The organism is Gammaproteobacteria bacterium, from assembly GCA_028819075.1.
Classification (GTDB): domain Bacteria; phylum Gemmatimonadota; class Gemmatimonadetes; order Longimicrobiales; family Gaopeijiaceae; genus BD2-11.
The window spans coordinates 247,590-269,074 of the sequence record JAPPMM010000065.1 but is presented as its reverse complement, the minus strand read 5'-3'; the positions used below and the strand labels follow the sequence as shown (position 1 = coordinate 269,074).

At 69.9% G+C, this 21,485-nt stretch carries 21 protein-coding genes; 10 read left to right on the top strand and 11 right to left on the bottom strand.

Features of this window, described 5'->3' with window-relative positions:
• Positions 1–48: 48 nt before the first annotated feature.
• Complete coding sequence (locus OXU32_18005) at positions 49–651, top strand: hypothetical protein (GenBank protein MDE0075850.1); 603 nt, start codon at positions 49–51, stop codon at positions 649–651.
• 59 nt (positions 652–710) lie between these two features.
• On the opposite strand, the gene purF is transcribed toward OXU32_18005, so the two are convergent.
• From purF to truA, 9 genes are all read right to left on the bottom strand, one after another.
• The gene (purF, locus tag OXU32_18000; GenBank protein MDE0075849.1) at positions 711–2,210 is read right to left on the bottom strand and encodes an amidophosphoribosyltransferase; all 1,500 of its coding nucleotides are present in this window, start codon (positions 2,208–2,210) and stop codon (positions 711–713) included.
• 84 nt (positions 2,211–2,294) lie between these two features.
• Positions 2,295–4,586 (bottom strand): phosphoribosylformylglycinamidine synthase subunit PurL, encoded by a 2,292-nt coding sequence (gene purL / locus OXU32_17995; GenBank protein MDE0075848.1) that lies wholly within the window; start codon positions 4,584–4,586, stop codon positions 2,295–2,297.
• Entirely contained in the window at positions 4,583–5,287 is a 705-nt protein-coding gene (gene purQ, locus OXU32_17990) for a phosphoribosylformylglycinamidine synthase subunit PurQ (protein ID MDE0075847.1), read from the bottom strand. The genes purL and purQ overlap by 4 nt, the downstream gene beginning before the upstream one ends.
• Positions 5,284–5,562, bottom strand: coding sequence for a phosphoribosylformylglycinamidine synthase subunit PurS (gene purS, locus OXU32_17985; GenBank protein MDE0075846.1), 279 nt, complete (start codon positions 5,560–5,562; stop codon positions 5,284–5,286). The genes purQ and purS overlap by 4 nt, the downstream gene beginning before the upstream one ends.
• The gene (pssA, locus tag OXU32_17980) at positions 5,559–6,488 is read right to left on the bottom strand and encodes a CDP-diacylglycerol--serine O-phosphatidyltransferase (protein ID MDE0075845.1); all 930 of its coding nucleotides are present in this window, start codon (positions 6,486–6,488) and stop codon (positions 5,559–5,561) included. The genes purS and pssA overlap by 4 nt, the downstream gene beginning before the upstream one ends.
• A gap of 10 nt (positions 6,489–6,498) precedes the next feature.
• Complete coding sequence (locus tag OXU32_17975; GenBank protein MDE0075844.1) at positions 6,499–7,452, bottom strand: phosphoribosylaminoimidazolesuccinocarboxamide synthase; 954 nt, start codon at positions 7,450–7,452, stop codon at positions 6,499–6,501.
• Positions 7,453–7,495: 43 nt separating this feature from the next.
• On the bottom strand, positions 7,496–8,995 hold the full coding sequence (purB, locus tag OXU32_17970; GenBank protein MDE0075843.1) for an adenylosuccinate lyase: 1,500 nt from the start codon (positions 8,993–8,995) through the stop codon (positions 7,496–7,498).
• Positions 8,985–9,641 (bottom strand): fructose-6-phosphate aldolase, encoded by a 657-nt coding sequence (gene fsa, locus OXU32_17965; GenBank protein ID MDE0075842.1) that lies wholly within the window; start codon positions 9,639–9,641, stop codon positions 8,985–8,987. Before fsa ends, purB begins: the two co-directional genes overlap by 11 nt.
• A complete protein-coding gene (gene truA, locus OXU32_17960) occupies positions 9,638–10,594 on the bottom strand; it encodes a tRNA pseudouridine(38-40) synthase TruA (GenBank protein ID MDE0075841.1) in 957 nt (318 codons plus the stop codon). The genes fsa and truA overlap by 4 nt, the downstream gene beginning before the upstream one ends.
• A gap of 160 nt (positions 10,595–10,754) precedes the next feature.
• On the opposite strand from truA, the gene trpD reads away from it, so the two are divergent.
• A complete protein-coding gene (trpD, locus tag OXU32_17955) occupies positions 10,755–11,801 on the top strand; it encodes an anthranilate phosphoribosyltransferase (GenBank protein MDE0075840.1) in 1,047 nt (348 codons plus the stop codon).
• A gap of 349 nt (positions 11,802–12,150) precedes the next feature.
• On the opposite strand, the gene lexA is transcribed toward trpD, so the two are convergent.
• A complete protein-coding gene (gene lexA, locus OXU32_17950) occupies positions 12,151–12,759 on the bottom strand; it encodes a transcriptional repressor LexA (protein MDE0075839.1) in 609 nt (202 codons plus the stop codon).
• A 118-nt stretch (positions 12,760–12,877) separates the two neighbouring features.
• Between lexA and trpC the strand changes: the two genes are divergently transcribed.
• From trpC to OXU32_17925, 5 genes are all read left to right on the top strand, one after another.
• Complete coding sequence (gene trpC / locus OXU32_17945; protein ID MDE0075838.1) at positions 12,878–13,771, top strand: indole-3-glycerol phosphate synthase TrpC; 894 nt, start codon at positions 12,878–12,880, stop codon at positions 13,769–13,771.
• Positions 13,764–14,414, top strand: a complete 651-nt coding sequence (locus OXU32_17940; protein ID MDE0075837.1) for a phosphoribosylanthranilate isomerase — start codon at positions 13,764–13,766, stop codon at positions 14,412–14,414. The genes trpC and OXU32_17940 overlap by 8 nt, the downstream gene beginning before the upstream one ends.
• Positions 14,411–15,613 (top strand): tryptophan synthase subunit beta, encoded by a 1,203-nt coding sequence (gene trpB, locus OXU32_17935; protein MDE0075836.1) that lies wholly within the window; start codon positions 14,411–14,413, stop codon positions 15,611–15,613. Before OXU32_17940 ends, trpB begins: the two co-directional genes overlap by 4 nt.
• On the top strand, positions 15,606–16,439 hold the full coding sequence (trpA, locus tag OXU32_17930; protein MDE0075835.1) for a tryptophan synthase subunit alpha: 834 nt from the start codon (positions 15,606–15,608) through the stop codon (positions 16,437–16,439). The genes trpB and trpA overlap by 8 nt, the downstream gene beginning before the upstream one ends.
• 281 nt (positions 16,440–16,720) lie before the next feature.
• Positions 16,721–17,881, top strand: a complete 1,161-nt coding sequence (locus OXU32_17925) for a 6-bladed beta-propeller (protein MDE0075834.1) — start codon at positions 16,721–16,723, stop codon at positions 17,879–17,881.
• Here OXU32_17925 and OXU32_17920 read toward each other — a convergent pair.
• Positions 17,878–19,497: an NFACT RNA binding domain-containing protein gene (locus tag OXU32_17920; GenBank protein MDE0075833.1), complete on the bottom strand. Its 1,620-nt coding sequence runs from the start codon at positions 19,495–19,497 to the stop codon at positions 17,878–17,880. The genes OXU32_17925 and OXU32_17920 overlap by 4 nt on opposite strands.
• Positions 19,498–19,789: 292 nt before the next feature.
• On the opposite strand from OXU32_17920, the gene OXU32_17915 reads away from it, so the two are divergent.
• Genes OXU32_17915 through lepB form a run of 3 tightly spaced genes read left to right on the top strand, consistent with a single transcriptional unit; the run spans position 19,790 to position 21,481 of the window.
• The gene (locus tag OXU32_17915; GenBank protein ID MDE0075832.1) at positions 19,790–20,209 is read left to right on the top strand and encodes a hypothetical protein; all 420 of its coding nucleotides are present in this window, start codon (positions 19,790–19,792) and stop codon (positions 20,207–20,209) included.
• Positions 20,202–20,750: a LytR C-terminal domain-containing protein gene (locus OXU32_17910; protein ID MDE0075831.1), complete on the top strand. Its 549-nt coding sequence runs from the start codon at positions 20,202–20,204 to the stop codon at positions 20,748–20,750. The genes OXU32_17915 and OXU32_17910 overlap by 8 nt, the downstream gene beginning before the upstream one ends.
• Entirely contained in the window at positions 20,747–21,481 is a 735-nt protein-coding gene (lepB, locus tag OXU32_17905; GenBank protein ID MDE0075830.1) for a signal peptidase I, read from the top strand. Before OXU32_17910 ends, lepB begins: the two co-directional genes overlap by 4 nt.
• The last annotated feature ends 4 nt before the right edge of the window (positions 21,482–21,485 follow it).

The window sequence follows — 21,485 nt, the reverse complement described above, 5'->3', positions numbered from 1 at the left end:
GACAGCGGGATCGGCCCGGCCGGTCGCGTTTTACGTATTTTGCGTAAAATGCGTAATCTGCGTATTCCCAACCGGTGGCTCCTCGCCGGTGTGGTTGCCGGGGTGGGCGTCTCCGGCGCCGGCGGAGCCCCCGCCGCTGCCCCGCGCGCCCCCATCCCCCACGCCGACGGCCCGCCCCTCGCGCGCACCGGCGGCTTCGGCGAACTCACCTGCATCGAGTGCCATCTGGACCTTGAGCTGAACGCACTGGGCGGCGCACTTCTGCTCGACGGCATTCCCGCCTCCTTCACGCCGGGCGCGGTCTACGTGGTCACCGTGATCGTGGAAGGGGAGGGGATGGGCAGTGCGGGCTTCCAGGCCGCCGCGCGCTTCAATGAGGGCGAGCGGACGGGCACGCCGGCAGGACGGCTGGCGCCCCTGGACGGGCGCACGGTCGTACGCAGCGAGGACGGCGTCGACTACATCAACCACACGGTTGCGGGGAGCCAACTCGGTCCCGGAGATGTTGCCAGCTGGAGCTTCGAGTGGGTGGCGCCCGGGGAACCGTCGCCGGTGGTGTTCCACGTGACCGGCAACTCCGCCAACGGCGACAACTCGCCGCTCGGCGACCTCATCTACACGGCGGAAGTGGTGGTGCCTCCCGGCGGCTGACCGGACCCTCCCCGACGCTTGGCCGGGCGCTCCGAAGTGTGACGCCCCCGGACGCCCCCTCAGCGCGCGAGGGCCAGAAGCGAGTTGTCCAACTGGCGTTCAATGTCCACCAGCGGCGCGGTGTAGTGCCCCGAGAAGCAGGCGTCGCAGAAGGGACCGAACTCCTCTACGGCCTTCGTCATCCCCTCCAGCGAGATGTAGCCCAGCGAATCCAGCCCGAGCTCCTCGCGGATCTCCTCCACGGTGTGCCCGGACCCCATCAGCTCTTCCTTGCTGGGCATGTCGATGCCGTAGAAGCAGGGGTTGCGCACCGGGGGGCTGGCGATGCGCAGATGCACTTCCGCCGCGCCCGCGCCCCGCACGAAACGCACCAGGCTGCGGCTGGTGGTGCCGCGCACGATGGAGTCGTCCACGAGCACGATGCGGCGTCCTTCCAGTACCTCGCGCACCGGGTTGTATTTGATGCGGGCTCCGAAATCGCGATCCGCCTGCGAGGGGCGGATGAAGGTGCGGCCCACGTAGTGGTTGCGCAGGAGGCCGAGCTCGAAGGGTATGCCGGTCTCCTCGGAGTATCCCAGCGCCGCTGAATTCGCACTGTCCGGGACCGCCACCACCGCATCCCCCTCGACGGGATGCTCTCGCGCGAGCTGGCGCCCGAAGGCCCGCCGGGAGCGGTCTACGCTGGCTCCCCAGATGCGCGAGTCGGGACGGGCGAAGTAGACCAGCTCGAAGATGCACGGCGACGGACGGGCCGCGGCGCGCAGGCTGCGCAGCTTCTCGACCCTGCCCCCGCGAACGCGCAGCAGTTCGCCCGGCTCGACGTCGCGCACGTACTCGGCATTGACGATGTCGAAGGCGCACGACTCCGACGCCAGCACGTAGCCGTTGTCCTTTCGTCCCAGCAGGAGGGGGCGGAACCCGTGCGGATCGCGCACGGCGTAGAGGGCATCTCCCACCGCGATCACGAGCGAGAAGGCGCCTTCCAGATGAGCCAGGGCGTCGTCCACCTGCTGCGCCACGTCGCGGTGCCGCGAGCGCGCCATGAGATGCACGATGACCTCGGAGTCGCTCGAGGTCTGGAAGAGGGCGCCCTCTTCCACCAGCCGGTCCTTCATGTCGAGGGCATTGGTGAGGTTGCCGTTGTGCGCGATCGCGAGCGGGCCGTTCGCGTAGCGCGCCACAATGGGCTGGGCGTTCTCCTGCAGGCTGCCTCCGGCGGTGGAGTAGCGCACGTGGCCGACCGAGGTGCCGCCCGGAAGGGCGCTCAGCTTTTCCGCGTCGAAGACATCGGAGACGAGCCCGAGGCCCTTGGTCACGCTCGCGCGCCCGGCCCGGTCGATGGAGTAGATGCCGGCGGATTCCTGTCCCCGGTGCTGGAGCGCGTAGAGACCGAGAAAGACGAGTTCCGCGGCGTTTTCGATGCCGCTGACCGCGAAAATGCCGCACTCTTCGCGCGGGCGTCCGTCCAGCAGCGAGCCGGGGATGTCCGCCGGGCCCAGGGGGCGGGACTGCGGCTCGGCCTTGCCGGCCAGTGGAAGCGTGTACTGTCCGTCCCTCATGTGCCGCCTCCGGGCGCCCGCAGTTCGTGGATGCATCGCCGCTCGCATGCCGGGCGTGGTTCGTCCACGGAATACTATCCCTTGCTACTGCGCGTCCATGCGCTCCGGCAGAGCCCCGAAGTACACCGCACCCACCTCCCTGATGTCCGCCTCGATGCGCGCGTCCGCGCTCTCCACGACGAAACTTGCGCCGATCGCTCCTACCGTGCCGATCTTCGTGCAGGGCACGCCGTACCGATCGGCCAGCCGCCGCACCCGACCGAGGCTCGCGGGATCGCACGAAACCACCACGCGCCCCTGCGCCTCTCCAAAGAATAGTGCAGTCGAGGGCAGCGGGTCCGCCAGTCGCACGCGGATGCCGACCGGGTCTTCGCCCTCGTGCAGCGCGCTCTCGGCGAGCGCGCACACCAGGCCGCCCTCCGAACAATCGTGCGCCGAGCGCAGCAGCCCCTCGCCGATCATGGCCAGCAGCGCCTGCTGGAGCACGCGTTCCGCCAGCAGGTCCACCCGCGGGGGCTTGCCGCCCACGATGCCGTGCATCGCGTACAGGTACTCGGAGGCGCCCAGCTCGTCGGTGTTGCGCCCGAGCAGCACGATGACGTCGCCCTCGTCCCGGAACGCGTGTCGCGTCACCCGCTCCAGGTCCTCGATGATGCCGACCATGCCGATGACGGGCGTGGGGTAGATGGGCGTGCCGCTGGTCTCGTTGTAGAGCGAGACGTTGCCGCCGGTGACCGGGGTCTCGAAGAGCGCGCACGCCTCGACCATGCCCAGCACGGCCTCCCGCAGCTGATGGTAGATGTGCGGCTTGAGCGGGTTGCCGAAGTTGAGGTTGTTGGTCACCGCCATGGGCAACGCCCCCGCGCACGCCAGGTTGCGCGCGGCCTCAGCCACGGCGATGCGGGCTCCGGTGCCGGGCTCCAGGTAGGTGTAGCGGCCGCTGCAGTCGGTGGTGACCGCGATGCCGCGCCGGGTGCCGCGCACGCGCAGGACGCCCGCGTCCCCTCCCGGCTGGATCACGCTCGCCGTGCGCACGGTGGTGTCGTACTGGTCGTGGATCCAGCGGCGGGAGGCCAGGTTGGGAGAGGCCAGCAGGCGGAGGAAGTCGGCGGTGCGGTCGCCCTCGCCGCCCGCATAGGGCGCCAGGTCCATCTCCCTCAGCTCGCGCACCTCTTCGCCCTCGATGCCCTCGCGCTCGTAGGTCGGGCACCCCTCGGTGAGGGGCAGGGCGGGAATGTCGGCGACCGGGCGGCCGTCCTCCAGGATGCGGAAGCGTCCATCGGAGGTGACCTGGCCGACCTCCGCCGCCTCCAGCTCCCACTTGGCCAGGATCTGCCGGACCTCCTCTTCCCGGCCCCTGTGCACGACCACCATCATGCGCTCCTGGCTCTCCGAGAGCAGGATCTCGTACGGCGTCATCCCCGGCTCGCGCACCGGCACCAGCGCGGTGTCGATCACGACCCCGCTGCCGGAACGGCCGGCCATCTCCGCGGCGCTGGAGGTGATGCCGGCCGCGCCCATGTCCTGGATGCCCACGATGTGGCCGCTCCGGATCAGCTCCAGGCTTGCCTCGAGCAGGAGCTTCTCGGTGAAGGGGTCGCCCACCTGCACCTGGGGCCGGCTGGCGTCGGAGTCCTCGCCCAGCTCCTCGCTGGCGAAGGTGGCCCCGTGGATGCCGTCGCGCCCGGTGCGCGCGCCCACCGCCATCAGCGTGTTGCCTTCCCCGTGGGCCTCGCCGCGGATGAGCTGTTCCCGCTTCATGATGCCCAGGCACATCACGTTGATGATGGGATTGCCCTCGTAGCCGCGGTCGAAATAGGCCTCGCCGCCGAGGTTGGGGATGCCCACGCAGTTGCCGTAGTCGCCGGCTCCGCGCACGACGCCGTCGAAGAGGTAGCGCACGCGGCTCGAGTCCAGGTCTCCGAAGTGCAGCGAGTCGAGCACCGCGACCGGCCGGGCCCCCATCGTGAAAACGTCGCGCAGGATCCCCCCGATTCCCGTGGCCGCGCCCTGGTACGGCTCGACGGCGGACGGATGGTTGTGCGACTCGATCTTGAAGGCGAGCGCGTATCCGTCGCCGATGTCGATCACCCCCGCGTTCTCGCCCGGGCCCTGGATGACCCAGGGGGCCTCGGTGGGCAGGAGCCGGAGCAGGCGCTTTGAGTTCTTGTACCCGCAGTGCTCCGACCACATCGCCGAGAAGACGCCGAGTTCGGTGAAGGTGGGGGTGCGCCCGAGGTGCCCGACGATCTTGTCGTATTCCTCGGGCGTTAGACCGTGGTCGGCGACGAGTTCCGCCGTGATCTCCGGATCTCCGGGACGCGGCTCCGGCGCGGCCGGTCCGCTGCCGTTCCCGCCGCTCGCGGGCCCGATCATGCCACCCTCTCGCGCGCGCAATGAGCGACCAGCGACTCGAACATGCCCAGCCCGTCGGTCGAGCCCAGTACGCCTTCCGCCGCCCGCTCGGGATGGGGCATGAGCCCGAGCACGTTCCCCGCGGCGTTCACGATCCCGGCGATGTCGTTGGCGGAGCCGTTCGGGTTGCCGCCGTCGCCGCGTGCTCCTTCGCGCGTGGTGTAGCGGAAGACGACGCGCCCCTCCGCCTCGAGGCGCTCGAGGGTGGCCGGGTCGGCGATGTAGTTGCCTTCGGCGTGCGCGATCGGAATGCGCAGGACCTGGCCGGGGCGGTACGCGCGGGTGAAGGCGGTGTTCGTGGTCTCGACGCGCACGTGCACGTCGTGGCTCCGGAACTTCAGCGATTCGTTGCGTTTGAGGGCGCCCGGGAGCAGCCCGGCCTCGCACAGGATCTGGAAGCCGTTGCAGATGCCGAGCACGATCCCGCCGCGCCCGGCGTAGCGCTTCACCGCCTCCACGATGGGGCTGAAGCGTGCGATGGCGCCGGCGCGCAGGTAGTCGCCGTAGGAAAAGCCGCCTGGAAGCACCACCAGGTCGGGGTCGCCCAGCTCGTGCTCGCGATGCCAGATGAAGCGGGTGTCGACCCCCATCACCTTGCGCAGCACCTGCAGGCAGTCGTAGTCGCAGTTGGACCCAGGGAAGGTCACCACCACCGCTCTCACGTCGCCGCCTCCGGCTGTGCGGCGTTGCGTCCGACTTCGATGGCGAAATCCTCGGTCACGGGGTTCGCGAGCAGTTTCTCGCACATCCGGGTGGCCCGGGCGGCGGCCTCGTCCGGCGAGTCGGCTTCGAGCTCGATCACGAGCAGCTTGCCGGCGCGCACCTCCCCGACCCCGGCGAAGCCCAGGGAGTCCAGGGCGTGCTGGATGGCCTTCCCCTGCGGGTCCAGCAGCCCGCGGCGGGGGGTCACGCGGATTTCGATGGCGTAGGCGCTCAAGTTGTGTCCTCCGTGCCGTTGTCGTCGCGGGGGTTGGTCCGCCGGCGTCGGGCGAGCCGATTGCGCCTGCCGGGGCGGTAGCGGGGTCCGAGGCCGCCGTAGTCGAGCGGCCGGGCTTCTTCCTCGTCTTCAGGCTCGTCGTCATCCTCATCCTCATCCACTTCCAGGAGAGGATCGCGCTCGGGAATCCGGTCGAGGAAGCCGATCACCACCGACTTCAGAAGACCCCAGACGGCGTACCCGAACAGGACCGGGAAGAAGTAGTAGCGGGGGACGGCGATCGCGGTGACGATGGTGGCCACGACGATGGCGCTGTTGATGCGGGTTCTGGGGGTGCGCAGCCCGACCCGGGGCATGCGCGCGTAGGGGACGTGGCTCAGCATCAGCGCGGAGAGCAGCACCATGAGGATGCCCATGATCTGGGTCCACGGAAGGGTGCTCAGATACGCCTCGAAGAATGCCGTCTGGGTGAAGGGGTAGGATGTCGCCAGCATCATCCCCGCAGCCGGTGACGGCAGCCCGTGGAACGAGCGTTTCGCCTCTCCCCCCTGCTCCACGTTGAAGCGCGCCAGGCGGACCACGACCGCGGTCACGAAGAGGTAGGAGAGCAGCCAGCTCCAGGAGCCGTCGGCCCAGTAGAGCTGGTACATGACCATCGCCGGGGCTACGCCGAAGCTGACCGCGTCGGCCAGGGAGTCGAGCTCGGCGCCGAAGCGCGAGCCCGTGCGCGTGAAGCGCGCCAGGCCGCCGTCGAAGGTGTCGAGGATGCCCGCGAACACGATGAACCAGGCGGCCCATTCGTACGCGCCCCGCGACGCCATCACCATGGCGAACACGCCGAAGAAGACGTTGCCCAGGGTGAAGGCGGAGGGGATGATGATGATGCCCCTCTGGAGCCGCCTGCGGCGCGCGCGCTTGCGGATCACGGGATCGTCTTCATCCGAAGCTGGGGCCCCTGTACTCGGACAGCGGCACGCCCACCAGCCGCTGGAAGATGTCCAGGTAGCGGGCCGTCGACTCCTCCACGATGCGGTCGGGGAGGTCGGGCGGGGGCGGCATCTTGTTCCAGGCCGTTTCGTGAGCGAGGTAGTCGCGCACGGGCTGCTTGTCGAGGGAGGGCTGTCCGCGGCCGGTCGCGTAGTGCTCGGCGGGCCAGAAGCGCGAGGAGTCGGGGGTCAGCACCTCGTCGATGAGGAGGAGCCGGCCATCCGAGTCCATCCCGAACTCGAACTTGGTGTCCGCGAGGATGATCCCCCGCTGGCGCGCGGTCTCCGATCCGGCGCTGTAGATGCCGAGCGAGAGGTCGCGCAGGGTCTCCGCCATGGACGCGCCCAGCAGCTCCACCACCTGGTCGTAGGTGATGTTCTCGTCGTGGCCCTCGTGTGCCTTGGTCGAGGGGGAGAAGATGGGCGGCTCCATGCGGTCGCTCTCGATCATGCCCGGGGCAAGGGGCTCGCCGGCGAGCGTCCCGCTCCGGCGGTATTCCCGCCAGGCCGACCCGGTGATGTAGCCGCGCACGATGCACTCGACCAGGATCGGCCGGGTGCGGCGCACCAGCATCGCCCGGCGCGCCCAGCTGTCGACGCTGTGCGCCAGTTCGGGGACACGGTCGATGATCTCGTCCCGCCGCACGGCGAGCAGGTGGTGGTCGATGCCCCCCTCGGCGCCCGGCACCGGCGAGCGGGCGGAGAAGCGCGCCAGCCACCACGCGGTCAGCTGGGTGAGCACTTCGCCCTTGTGGGGCACGGGCTGGGGCAGGACCACGTCGAAGGCGCTCACGCGGTCGCTCGCCACCATGAACAGGGTGTCGGGGCCCGCCTCGTAGACGTCCCGCACCTTGCCGCGGTGGAGAAGGGGGAGGGATAGGGCGGAATCCACGATGGTCGTCACGTTGTCGTCGAGCTCCATGGCTGGGGTGGGGTCATGGTTGAGGTCAGACACGAATGTCGGGGGCGTCGAGACGGGCGCGGGCTTGGGGTCCGAGACGGTCGACAAGCGGCTGGGCGAACCCGTCGAGGAAGCGCTCCACCTGTTCGGGAGCGCGCCCGATGAACCGCTCGCCCCGGAGGAGGTCGGCCAGTTCGGGCGCGCTCAGGCCGAAGGCGTCGTCGCCGGCTATGCGGGAAAACAGGTCGGGGTCTCCGCCTTCCTCGCGCGCCTTGCGGGTGGCCGCGTGGGCGTGGCGCCGGATGCGCTCGTGCAGTTGCTGGCGGTCGCCTCCGTCCCGGGTCGCGCGCATGAGGATGGTTTCGGTGGCCATGAAGGGGAGCTGCGCGTCGAGCGAGCGGCGGACCACCGCTTCGTTGACCACCAGCCCGGAGGAGACGTTTTCGACCAGAACCAGTATGCCGTCGAGGGTGAGGAAGGCGTCGGGGATGCTGACGCGCCGGTTTGCGGAATCGTCGAGGCTCCGTTCCAGCCACTGGGTGGCCGCGGTGAACGCGCCGTCCTGATACAAAGTGATCACGTGGCGGGAAAGGGCGCAAACCCTCTCCGCGCGCATCGGGTTGCGCTTGTAGGGCATGGCCGAGGAGCCGATCTGGGTGCTCTCGAAGGGCTCCTCGACTTCTCCCAGATGCGAGAGCAGGCGCAGATCGTGCCCCATCTTGGATGTGGACGCGGCGGTGCCCGCGAGCGTCGCCAGCAGGGCAGCGTCGACCTTGCGCGGATAGGTCTGGCCGCTCACCGGGTAGCGGTGCTCGAAGCTCATGCGCTGGGCCACGGCGTCGTCGAGGGCGTCCACCTTCGCGGAGTCGCCGTCGAAGAGGTCGAGGAAGGAGGCCTGGCTGCCGGTGGTGCCGCGCACGCCCCTGAAGCGGAGCGAGCCGAGGCGAAACTCGATCTCCTCGATGTCGAGCAGCAGATCCTGGATCCAGAGCGTCGCCCGCTTGCCGACCGTGGTGGGCTGGGCGGGCTGGAAGTGGGTGTAGGCCAGGGTGGGGAGCGACCGGTAGCGGCGAGCGAAACCAGTCAGTGCCTCGACGCAGCGCACCAGCCGGTCGCGGATCAGGGTGAGGGCTTCCCGGTGAAGGATGAGGTCGGCGTTGTCGCCCACGAAGGCGCTCGTGGCGCCGAGGTGGATGATGCCTCGCGCCGCGGGCGCCACCTCGCCGAAGAGGTGGACGTGCGCCATCACGTCGTGGCGGAACCGGCGCTCCAGCTCCGCGGCCCGGTCGAGGTCCAGGTCGTCGACCGCGGCCCGCATCTGGCGCAGCGCCTCGCCGGAGATGTCCAGCCCCAGCTCGCGCTGCGATTCGCCCAGCGCGATCCAGAGCCGGCGCCAGGTGGTGAACTTGCGCGCCTGCGAGAAAATGTGCTGCATCTCGCGAGAGGCGTAACGTCCCGAGAGGGGGTGCACGTAGCCGCCCGAGGCGGACTTCCCAGTGCTGGATGCCCCGGCCGCGGCCGCGCGGCCCGGACTGCTAGAGGTCACGTCCCAGTTTCTCCCAGTCGGCCAGGAAGGCGGCCAGCCCGAGGTCGGTCAGCGGGTGGCGGATCAGCTTGTGCAGCACGCCCGCCGGCAGGGTGGCGACGTCGGCGCCCACTTCCAGCGACTCCACAACGTGGCGCGGATGCCTCAGGGAAGCCGCCAGAATCTCCGTCCGCATGCCGTAGTTGTCGTAGATGACGCGGATCTGGCGGATCAGCTCCATGCCGTCGTGGGAGATGTCGTCCAGCCGTCCGATGAAGGGCGAGATGTAGGCCGCCCCCGCCTTGGCGGCGAGCAGCGCCTGCGGGGCCGAGAAACACAGGGTCACGTTAACGGGGATGTCGCGCGAGCTGAGTTCGCGGCACGCCACCAGGCCGTCCTCGGTGAGCGGCACCTTGACCGCGATGTTGGGGTGGACGGCGGCCAGCCGGGTGCCCTCGTCGACCATGGCCTCGGTGTCGAGCGCGACGACCTCCGCGCTCACCGGGCCGTCGATAGCCTCGCAGATCTCCAGGAAGATCTCCATCGGATCGCGGTCGCCGGCCACCTTGGCCAGCAGGGAGGGGTTCGTGGTAACGCCATCGATGAGGCCCGCGGCGGCGGCGCGGCGGATCTCACCCAGGTCGGCGGTGTCGAGGAAGATCTTCATGAGTGGTTGGCGCTCCCTGCGAGTGGGCGGTCGGTGTCGGAATCTAACAGGGCGGGGTCGGCGAACGGGACGCTTCGGGCGGCCTCGGGAGGGATGTCGGCCGCCGCGGTGTTGTCTGAATCTGTCGCGGAGTCGTCCGGGATTGCCGTATTGTGCGCGGTTGTGTGCGCGGGATAGCGCACTCGGCGAAGGAAGAGGCCGGCGGCGGGAGCGGGGGGCGACGTGACCAGGCCGTCGCGGTTGCCGGCGAGCATCGCGCGCATGTCGTCGAGCGGTCGGCGTCCGCGGGCGATGTCGACCATGGTGCCCACCAGGTAGCGGACCATGTGGTGCAGGAACCGGTTGGCGAGGATGGTGAACTCGACGCCCAGGGCCCACTGAGTCCAGCGTGCCCCCGTGACGATACAGCGGTCTCCCCGGTGTTCCTGGCCGGCGCGCGCGAAGGCGGCGAAGGATTCCTCGCCCGCCAGGAGCGCGGCCGCTGCGTGCAGGGCTTCGACATCCACGTCCGCCCTGGCCGAGGCAGCGTCGTCGGTCACGGGGGCGAGAGGCCAGCACCACGGCCGGTGGAATGGCGAGCGGGCCGCAGCCGTCAGGCCCAGCCGGTATCCGTACTCGCGCCCCGTCGCGTCGTAGCGTGGGTGGAAGCCGTGCGGAGCGACGTGGGCCTCCGCAACCCAGATGTCCTGCGGGAGCGTGGCGTTGAGCGCGCGCAGGAGGGTGGTGGCGCTCCAGCGCGGTGGCAGGGTGACCGCGGCCACCTGGCCGGTGGCATGTACCCCCCGGTCGGTTCTCCCCGCCCCCGTTACCGTGCGCGGCGCGCCTGTAAGTCGCTCGAGGGTGGCTTGCAACTCACCCTGCACCGTGCGCACTTCCGGCTGCATCTGCCAGCCGAAGAAACGGGTCCCGTCGTAGTGCAGCGTGAGTCGGAAGCGGCGTTGTCCCCGGGCCATGACGCCGGGAAACTAGGAGTCCCGGAGCGACAACTCAATAGAGCCCGTCCTCTGCCACGGCCGGCAACGTCCCGGGTCCCGCGCGTTGACCGCCTGCCCCGTCCTTGGTACCATCGCCCGAGCGGTCCCGCCATCCCCCTGCGCAGCATTGGAATACGCCATGTCGCCCGAAGCGAAACTCGAGCTGGCCCCCCTGATCGCCCGCGTGTCCGAAGGCGCCGACCTGACCGCGGCCGAGGCGGAGGGCGCGTTCACGACCGTCATGTCCGGCGAGGCGACGCACGTGGCGATGGCGGCCTTCCTGATCGCACTCCGGACCAAGGGGGTGGTGCCATCGGAGATCGCCGGGGGCGTGCGGGCGCTGCGCCGGGCGATGCGGCCGGTGGCTTCGGAGCGAACCCACGAGCTGGTCGATACCTGCGGCACCGGGGGCGGCAGCGTGCGCACGTTCAACGTGTCCACCGCGGCCGCCCTGACCGCGGCGGCTGCCGGCGTGCGGGTCGCCAAGCACGGCAACCGCTCGTTCACATCGCAAAGCGGAAGCGCCGACGTCCTGGAAGCTCTCGGAGTTCGCATCGAACTGACACCGGACGAAATGGGCCGGGTTCTGGCGGAAACCGGGATCGTCTTCATGTTTGCGCCCCTTCTTCATCCCGCCATGCGTCACGTAGGTCCGGTGCGGGCCGAGCTGGCCGTCCCCACGATCATGAATCTGCTCGGGCCCCTCACCAATCCGGCCGGGGTGACTCGCCAACTGGTCGGCGTTTCCGACCCCGCCTGGCGGGAATTGATCGCGCGCGCACTGCTCGAACTTGGCCACCAGCGCGCTCTGGTGGTGCATGGCGAGCCCGGGATGGACGAGTTGAGCCCCGCCGGGACCACCACCGTGTCCGATCTTCGCGGCGGCAGGATCACGACCTACTCCGTTATCCCGGCTGACCTGGGACTGGAGCCGGGAGGTCTGGAGGCGCTTGCCGGTGGAACCCCGCATGAGAACGCCACCCTGATCGTGGATGTGCTGGAAGGCCGCCGCCGGGGCTCGGCGCGTGCGTTCGTCCTCGCCAACGCCGGCCCCGCCATCTACGTGGCGGGCCTGGCTCATTCTCTTCCGGAGGGGGTTGCCATCGCGACCGAAACCATCGACCGCGGGCTCGCGATCCGCAAGCTCGCGGAACTCCGCGAAGCCAGCCGCGCCGGCGGCGGTTGAGAAAGGTCGCGGGTCTCCGCACCCCCCGCGGGATCTGCTCGCCTGGTCCGTCCCGCTCAGGGACGACCGTCATCGCGATTCTCAGGCCGGGCGGGCCGCACTCCGGCGGCGCTGGGGACGGAATCGTGCGGGGCTGCGTGTCATCCGCGCCGAGCGAAGAAACGGTACGTCTCCCGGCCCCGGATCCTCTCCCACAAGCACCACTTCCGCGAAATCGCCCTTCAGTCTGCCCACCGCAAACGGAATCCTCATCCTACCCTCCCTCCGGCCGCAGCCGGTCTGGTGACCGAACCTCGGTCCGACCCCCCGTGAATCGTCCCGTCCCGATCGGTTGTCCCTCGATCGAACCTCAGTACTTGCGGATCACGCCGACCACGACGCCCTGGATCTGAACGTCGGCCGCGTCGACGATGATCGGCTCCATCGCTTCGTTGGCGGGCTGCAGCCGGATGCGGGAGCCCCGGTCGCGATAGAACTTCTTGACGGTGGCCGAATCGCCCCCCACCAGGGCGACTACGGTCTCGCCCTCATGCGCCACCTGGCGGGCGCTGACCACGATGTAGTCGCCGTCGCGAATCTGCTCGTCGATCATCGAATCGCCCTCGACCCGAAGGACGTAGCTCTCGGCGCCGCTCGGAACCATGTCCCGGGGCACGGACAGGGTTTCGGTGTCCTGAATGGCCTCGATGGGAAGCCCCGCGGCGACCGCTCCGAGCAGCGGCAGCGCGAAGACGCCGGCGCCCGTCTCCCGGTGCACCATCTCGATGGAGCGACTTTGGTTGTAGGCCTTCCGGATATAGCCCTTGCGCTCCAGATTGCTCAGGTGTTCGTGGACCGTGGCCAGGGAAGCGTATCCGAAGGCATGCGCGATTTCCTCGAAGTTGGGCGCGTAGCCCCACTCGTCCAGGTAGCCTTCGATGAAGTCCAGGATCTGTTTCTGTCGCTTGGTCAGGGGCATCGAATGCGCGCTCCGCGAAAGTGATGACCGAACAGGACCCGAATAACCTACCCGAAGGTTTACCGAAGCGCAAGATGCACTCCGAAAGAACCGGAACGGCATCCGTCCTCGACCGCGGATGTCCGATCCCGAACGCGTGAACATCCTCGACCGCATCGTCCGCACGAAGCGTGACGAAGTCCGGGCCCTGAGGTCCGTGCGGGCCGAGGTGGCGCGGGCCGCCCGTTCGGCGCCTCCGGCCCGCGACTTCCGCTCCGCGCTGAGAGGATCGTCGGGGGATGTGGCCATCATCGCGGAGGTCAAGCGGCGTTCTCCGGGGGCGGGATCCATTCGCGAGGACCTGGATCCGGCGGATCTGGCGGCGGACTACGGGCGCTCGGGCGCATCGGCCATCAGCGTGCTGACCGATCGCACGTACTTCGGAGGCGACCTGGACGATCTGCGGCGGGTGCGCGCGAGGGTGCCGCGGCCGGTTCTGCGCAAGGACTTTCTGGTCGACCCGGTTCAACTCGACGAGTCGCGCGCGGCGGGCGCCGACGCGGTGCTGCTCATCGTGCGCATCCTGGGGGATCCGCTTCTGGGAGAGCTGCTGAGGGGCGCGCAAGCGTTGGGGATGGCCGCGCTGGTGGAGGTTCACGATGCCGCCGAGCTGGAACGGGCGCTCGCGGCCGGCGCCGACGTGGTGGGCATCAACAACCGCGACCTGAGCACCTTCCGCTCGAGCGTGGCCGTCACGCTGGAACTGGTTCGCCGCATTCCGCCGGACGTCGTGGTGATCTCGGAGAGCGGGCTGGCCACCCGGGAGGACCTGGCCACCGTAGGTGCCGCGGGCGCGGACGCCGTCCTGATGGGTGAGGCGCTCCTGCGGAGTCCGCGCCCCGGCGACGCGGTGGCAGCCCTGACCGGCGTCCCGCGCGGACCGCGCGCCGCCACGGCCGGGCCGGAACCGTCACCCGCGACCGCCACCGCTCCCGAACCCCCCACCCCCAACCGGACCCGCCCCCGTGCCTGAAGTGAAGATCTGCGGGATCACCCGCCCCGCGGACGGCCGCCTCGCCGCGCAGGCAGGCGCTACCTATGTGGGCACCGTGCTCACCCCCGGGTTCTCGCGCAGCGTGGACATCCCCACCGCGCGGGCGGTGGCAGAGGCCGCCGCCATCCCGCTGGTGATCCTCCTGGTCGACCCGACCCTCGATCAGGCGGTGGCGGCGGCGCGCGACACCGGGGCGTCCGTGGTGCAGCTGCACGGCCGCGAAGACCCCGCCACCGTCGCCCGCCTGCGCGCGAGCGGCCCCTGGACGGTGTGGAAGGCCGCGCCCGTGCGCGACGCGGCCGAGGCCCTGACCGCGCTCGACCGGTACGGAGGCGCCGCCGACGGACTCCTCTTCGACGGATGGCACGAAAAGCTGCCCGGCGGAACCGGCACCCGCTTCCCCTGGCAGAGCCTGGCCGGAATCCGCGACCGCTTCGCCCCCGGGCAGCGCTTCGTGGCGGCGGGGGGCCTCAACCCCGGCAACGTGGCGGAGGCCGTCTCGATCCTGCGGCCGCACGTCGTCGACGCCAGCTCCGGGGTGGAGCGCCGGCTGGGCGTAAAGGACCCCGCGAAGGTGCGGGGCTTCGTGCGCGCCGCGCAGGGCAACGGAGGTGACTCGTGACGCCGGGCGCACCAGCGGCCGCGGACCGTTTCGGCCCGTACGGGGGCCGCTACGTGCCCGAGACCCTCATCACCGCGCTGGACGAGCTCACCGAGGCCTACCGGGACGCCTCGGCCGACCCGGCCTTCGCCGCGGAGCTCGGAGGCCTGCTCGAGAACTACGCCGGCCGGCCTTCCCCCCTCTACCGCGCTCCCCGCGTGGAGGAAGCCATCGGCGCGGGTCCCGTCTACCTGAAGCGCGAGGACCTCAACCACACCGGCGCCCACAAGATCAACAACACCCTCGGGCAGGCGCTGCTGGCGCGCTGGATGGGCAAGCGCCGCATCATCGCCGAAACCGGCGCCGGGCAGCACGGGGTGGCCACGGCGACCGTGTGCGCGCTCTTCGACCTCGAGTGCGTGGTCTACATGGGCACGGAGGATGTCGAGCGCCAGGCGCTGAACGTCTATCGCATGGAGCTGCTGGGGGCCGAGGTGCGTCCGGTGGACTCGGGTTCGTGCACGCTCAAGGACGCCACCAACGAGGCCATCCGCGACTGGGTGACCAACGTGCGCGACACCCACTACATCATCGGTTCCGTGGTGGGGCCCGATCCCTTCCCGCGCATGGTGCGCGATTTCCAGGCCGTCATCGGGGACGAGACGCGCGCGCAGCTGGAGGCCGCGGAGGGCAGGCTCCCCGGTGCGGTGGTCGCGTGCGTCGGCGGGGGATCCAACGCCATGGGCATCTTCCACGCCTTCGTTCCCTTCGGGGATGTGCGGCTGGTAGGGGTCGAGGCTGCGGGCGAGGGACTGGACAGCGGGCGGCACTCGGCGCCGCTGGCTGCGGGCACGCCGGGTGTTCTGCACGGGTCGCTGAGCTACCTGCTCCAGGACGCGGACGGGCAGGTGGCCCCGGCCCATTCCATCTCCGCCGGGCTCGACTACCCGGGCGTGGGGCCCGAGCACTCGTGGCTCCTCGATGAGGGGCGGGCGGAATACGTGACCGTCACCGACGATCGGGCGCTGGCCGCCTTCCACCGGCTCTCCCGCCTGGAGGGGCTCATCCCGGCGCTCGAGAGCGCGCACGCGATGGCGCACGTCTTCGAGGCGGGGGCGGAGCTCGCCCGCCACGGACCGGTCGTGGTGTGCCTGAGCGGCCGCGGGGACAAGGACGTCGCGCATGTGGCGCGGCTGTCGGGGACCGAGGCCGATGAGTGACCGCGCCCATGCCCGAACCGGCATGTCCCTCGCACAGTGCTTCGCGCGTTGCCGGGCCGAGCGCCGCGCCGCGCTCATCCCATTCCTGACCTGCGGCTATCCGGATGCGCCCCAGTCCCTTGAGCTGCTGCGGAAGATGGCGCGTGCGGGGGCGGACATCATCGAGCTGGGCATCCCGTTCAGCGACCCTCTCGCGGACGGACCCACAATCCAGCGCTCCTCGTTCCGGGCGCTCGAGGGGGGCATGACCACGGAGGGCACGCTTGAGGTGCTGCGGGCCTTCCGCGCCGGACACGACACTCCAGTGGTTCTCTTCGGCTACCTGAACCCCATCCTGCGCTACGGGGTCGACGAGTTCGCCCGCGCGGCCGCCCGCGCCGGCGCCCAGGGGCTGCTCCTGACCGACGTGCCCGCGGGGTCGGATCCCGCGCTGGAGGAGCGGCTGGCGGCGCACGGCCTCGACCTGATCCGCCTGATCGCCCCGACCACGTCGCCCGAACGGATCACCGTGATCGCGGGCGCGGGCGCGGGGTTCCTGTACTACATCTCGCGCACTGGGATCACGGGCGCACGCGCACAGTTGCGACGGGCGCTGGGGCGGGAGGTCGAGGCGGTCAAACGGCGGGCCGGGGGCATCCCGGTCGTGGTGGGGTTCGGCATCTCCACCCCCGAACAGGCCGCCGACGTGGCCGCGGTGGCGGACGGGGTGGTGGTGGGCAGCGCCCTAATCGACCGCTGCGAGCGCGACGGAGCGGACGGCGTGCGCGAGTTCGTCGCCGCCCTCAGGGGGGCGATGGGGCGGGACGGTCGGGATCCCGCCGGATAGCCAGCCTGCGGATTCAGCCACCGGACTGCTAAATGTTTAGTTGACGAGCCAGGCTTCCCCTCCGCATCGTACTGAGAGCCTTTCCTCGGTTAATGGGAGGTAGGACCGTGAGCCGTGCGCTGGCAGCGTTTCTGATGACGCTTTCGATGGGCGGATGCGGCGAGGGAACGCCCGAATCGTTACAGGAATCCTCGTCACGGCAACTGGGTGACACGACGTTCGTGTTCTCATCCTCACCCCTGCGAGGCACAGCCTCCCTTCGCGAGGTGTCACGAATCGGCATGATCGAAGGTCCGCCGGAGTACCTGCTGAGCAGGTTGCCGGTGTTCACGGTCGGCCCCGACGGAAGTCTCTTTGTCGCCGATCTCGACGGCGACCTGCGCCACTACGATGCGGAAGGCACATACGTAAGGACGATTGCCCGGCAAGGCCAGGGCCCCGGCGAGGTGACGTACGTGGTCAGCATGGACCTCTCCACCGACGGGGCGCTGGCCGCGCTGGACTTCGGCAATCGACGCGTCAGTGTCTTTTCGCCCGACGGCACCCTGGTCCGAGAGATCAGACTACGTCCGTCGGCGGGAAGACCGGGATACGGGCGGGATGCCCTCCGATGGGACGAACGGGGTCAGCTCTGGATCTCGCTCAACCCGCCCCGGAGTGGCCTGGACACGCTCCGCGCGGGGCAGCAGAGACCGTTGTTCGGACGCCTGATCGGCCACGAGGAAGTGACGGACACCGTGTTCCTGCCAACTCGAGCCTGGGAGGGCTGTGAGCGGCGATCCCCGGGGCACTCCGGAGGGAGCATGGAGGACAACCGCCTCCGCCACATGCCCTTCGCGCAATGGACGCGGGGCCGAACGGGTGTATTGGCTTTCGGCTGCTCGGCCAGCTACGCGATAGACGTCGTCCGGTCGGACGGGGGAGTGACTCGGATGTCGCGGGCATGGGATCCACCGGTGAGGACGGACGAGGAGCATGAATACTGGGACGACGGGTTCCGCGTACAGAACATGCGTCGGCGCAGTGACAACCAGACTCTCGCGAGGCTGGGACGTGGAGCTGAGTCAAGGTCGCTTCCTCCGATTCCGATCCTTCCGCGGGAGCGTCCCGCGTTCCTTCGACTCTGGCGCACGGACGACGGCCGAGTGTGGGTCTGGCCGGGAGCTCCGGGTATCAGCCGGCCTTCGACCGAGGAGCAACGGCGCCGCGGACTGGGGCCACGGCTCTGGTCGTACTGGAATCCGACGGACGGTTACGACGTCTTCGACGCGGATGGTCGATGGATCGGTCACGTCGATACCCCCGAAGGCTGGGCCGCACGCCCCTACCCGGGGCAGATGGATCCGTACTTCAAGGGCGACACGATCTGGGCTGTTCTCAGGGACGAGCTTGACGTCAGCTACATAGCAAGGTTCCAGGTCGAGTGGCCCTCGCCGGACTAGCGTCGCTCAGGATCCACCCTCAACCTCTTCGCCACCTCCGCATCCGGGCTGACGAACACCGTCTTCTCGCGCTCGAGCGTGACCGTGCCGGGAGGTGCGCCCCTCGGCTTGCGCACGTACTTGCGGCGCGTCCAGTCCACCGGAACGGTCGCCGAGGTGCGGCCCTTCGAGTTCACCGCGGCCAGGATGGCGGCCTCCTCCAGGTCACGGGGGGCCGGGTTGCCCTCGCCGCGCCAGCGCAGGATGACGTGCGCGCCGGAGGCGTGACGGGCATGCAGCCAGATGTCGTCGGGATCGGAGTGATGGAAGGTCAGTTCGTGGTTGCTCTTCGCCCCGCGGCTCACCCGGATCGCGGTGCCCGCCGAACTGCGAAAGCGGTGGTAGGGGAGGCGGGCAGGGGCCTTCCGCGACCTCGGTCCCGGAGCGGGCAGTCCCAGCCGCCGCTCCAGTTCCCCGGCATCCATCGATCCTTCTGCTACCTCCTCGGAGACCGCGTACCAGGCGGCCAGCCGGGCGTCCGCGTCCTCGATCTCGCCCGGGAGCGTGGCGGCGGCCCGATCCACGCGTGCGGCGCGGGCGTAGTAGCGCGCCGCGTTCTCGTGCGGCGCCAGCGTGGGATCGAGCGAGACGCGGATGGTGCCGCCTTCGAAGTCGTCGAGCGACACCCGGGCCGCCCCGCGCGGGATCAGCTTCATCCTCGCGAGGAGCAGATCCCCGATCCCACGCATCCGGACCGGGTCCTCGAGTCGGGCGAGCTGTTCCTGCAGGCGCACCAGCCGGCCCTCTGCCGCGCCGATGCGCTTTTCCAGGGCCGACATCACCTCGGACGGGACCAGGCTTGCGCGAGCGAGCACCTCCGACCCGTCCGTCAGCGCGGCAAGAAGAGTCTCGCGCGCGCTGCCCTCCATCCCCGGAAGGGGATAGGGATAGGGCTGGAGCCCCCGGCCCGAAGATAGCAGCCGGGGGTCGAGGTCCTTCAGATCGCGCCACTTGCGCCAGCGTTTCCAGCCAGCCTCGTCTCCGTCACCCAGAAACGCGTGCGCGTTCATGCGCGAGGTGTAGGCGACGTTGCGGACCAGGGTTGTCACCCGCTGCCGCGGCTCCACGTCCTGGAACAGCTCGCGCCACGACGCGAGGGCCATCGGGCGGCTAGCCCCCCGGCGCTTCGACGGGCGCGGCAGCTCGTAGACCGCGCCGGGAAGCAGCTTGCGCTCCCCGGAACGGCGTGGTCTGAGCACGCTTCGGATGCGGTCGTCGGGGCCCTCGGTGAGGATTGCGTTCCACCGGCCCGGCGAGAGTTCCAGCACGAGTCGCGTACGGCGCGTCCGGCCCCGCAGGCGGGTGATCTCCACCAGGATGGCGCGCTCGTCCGCGGGTGCGGAGACCTCGCGCACGATCCCCGCCAGCGGGACGGCGCCCGCAGGAGGCGTCGCCTCGTCGATGACGGCGAGCCCCGTTGAGGCCGGGTGCAGAGCGAACACGACCGTCCGTCCCCGCAGAAAGAGCGCAACCCGGCCCGCGCCGCGATCCAGATGGAGGGCGCGTGTCCGTCCTGCGCGCAACTCGCGCCCGAGCGCGCGTGCGGTGGCCACCACCAGCAGACTGTCCCATTGCATGACCGCAAAGCTATCGGCAACCGGGAACCAATGCGCCATCTCCGGAGACGAGTCCGGGTCCGGAAGGCGCACGCCGGGGTTGATTCCTCCCGGCCCGGGGCGCTATCTACTCCCCTGTATGAATCCCCCGCGCAATCACCCTCTCGTCGTCCGCGCCGGCGGCGGGCTGCTCCCCTGCTGGGCGCAGGCAAGCGAGTCCCGCCGCCTCCACATGATCCGGGTGTCGAACCTTATGCGCGAATGGGCAGTAGTACGCGCAGAATGCGAAGACGAAGTGGTGCGGTGGGCGGCGATGGGGCATCTCCACGATGTCCTGAGAGATGGCGACCCTGCGGAGCTGCGGGCGATGGTGGACGATGAGTTCGCGGAGCTCCCCGGGAAGCTGCTGCACGGGCCCGCCGCCGCCGGCCGTCTGGCCCGCGAGGGCGTCGAGGACGATGGCCTTTTGCGGGCGGTGGCCTTCCACACCCTCGGTCATCCCGGCCTGGACACCGCGGGTGTGGCTCTTTACGCGGCGGACTTTCTCGAACCCGGACGCGCGGTCCGGGCGGAATGGCGGGCGTCGCTCCGGGGACGCATGCCCGATGAAATGGACGACGTCGCCTTCGAGGTGGCGGGCGCGCGCACCGAGCACCTGCGGGGGATCGGCGGGTCCGTCCGGCCCGAAACCGCGGCCTTCCTGGAGCTGCTGAGGATGAGGGCTCATGGGTAGGCTGCTCCGCGGACTGGCCTTGGTGGCCGTGCTCGGCGGACTGGCCGTGCTGGCGGGCTCGGCGGTGCTCCAGTGGTGGGAGCCGCCCGAAGCCCCGCCCCTGACCGCCGACGTGATCGCCAATCCGCGCGAGCGGGTGCGCGTGGAGGTGTTGAACGCGGGTGGGGTACCCGGGATGGCGCGGGAGGCCACGGAGGTGCTGCGCGACGCCGGTTTCGATGTGGTCGAGTTCGGCAACGCCGGCGCGTTCGACCGCGACAGCTCCCTGGTGCTCGCCCGGCTGGGACGCGTCGACCTAGCGTCGATGGTCGCGGACGCCCTCGCAATCCCCACCTACCAGGACGAGCCCGACTCGACTGCGTACGTCGACGTCACGGTGCTGCTCGGGAGCACCTGGGATCCCTCCATCCTGATCGAGCCCGAGGCGGAACGCGCGCAGGACGCGGTGGCGGCCCCTCCGCCCGAGCCGGGCTGGCGCGGGATCCTCTCGCGTCTCAGGGAGTGGGCGGACGGTCTGAACCAGGCGGGGAGCCAGCGATGAGCAGGAAGAAGCGCAAGTCGAGCCGGGCGGCGCGGGCCAGGGCCGAGAGATCCGAAGGGACTCTGGGCGATTGGCTGCGCATGCTCCTCATCTGGGGTGGCCTCTTCTTTCTGATCCGGTTCTTCGTCCTGCAGACCTTCGTCATCATCTCGGGTTCGATGATGGACACGCTCCTGCTGGGCGACTTCCTGGTGGTGAACCGGGCCGCGATCGGCTCCCCCATCCCGGGCACCTCCATTCGCATCCCGGGCTACTCGAGCCCGAAACGTTTCGACATCCTCGTGTTCGATCCGCCGCACGAGGAGAACATGATGCTGGTGAAGCGCCTGATCGGCCTGCCCGGCGACACGCTGGAGATGCGCGGCAAGACCCTCTACATCAACGGCTCGGTCGCGAATGAGCCCTACGCGCAGCACAACCCGGCGAGCCCGGACCACGACGACATCCGCATGACCTGGCAGACGCCGTTCCTGGTGCCCGGGGAGGATGCGGACTCGTATCGCCCCAGCCGCGACGACTGGGGTCCCATCATCATCCCGCCCGGCAACTACTTCATGCTGGGCGACAACCGCGACGAAAGCCAGGATTCACGCTACTGGGGGCTGCTTGAGGGCTGGCGGCTCGAGGGCCGCGCACTGTTCATCTACTACTCGTACGAACGCGGCACGATGACGCCCTTCCCCTGGCTCCGCCGCATTCGCTGGGATCGCATAGGGGACCGCATCCGCTGACGCG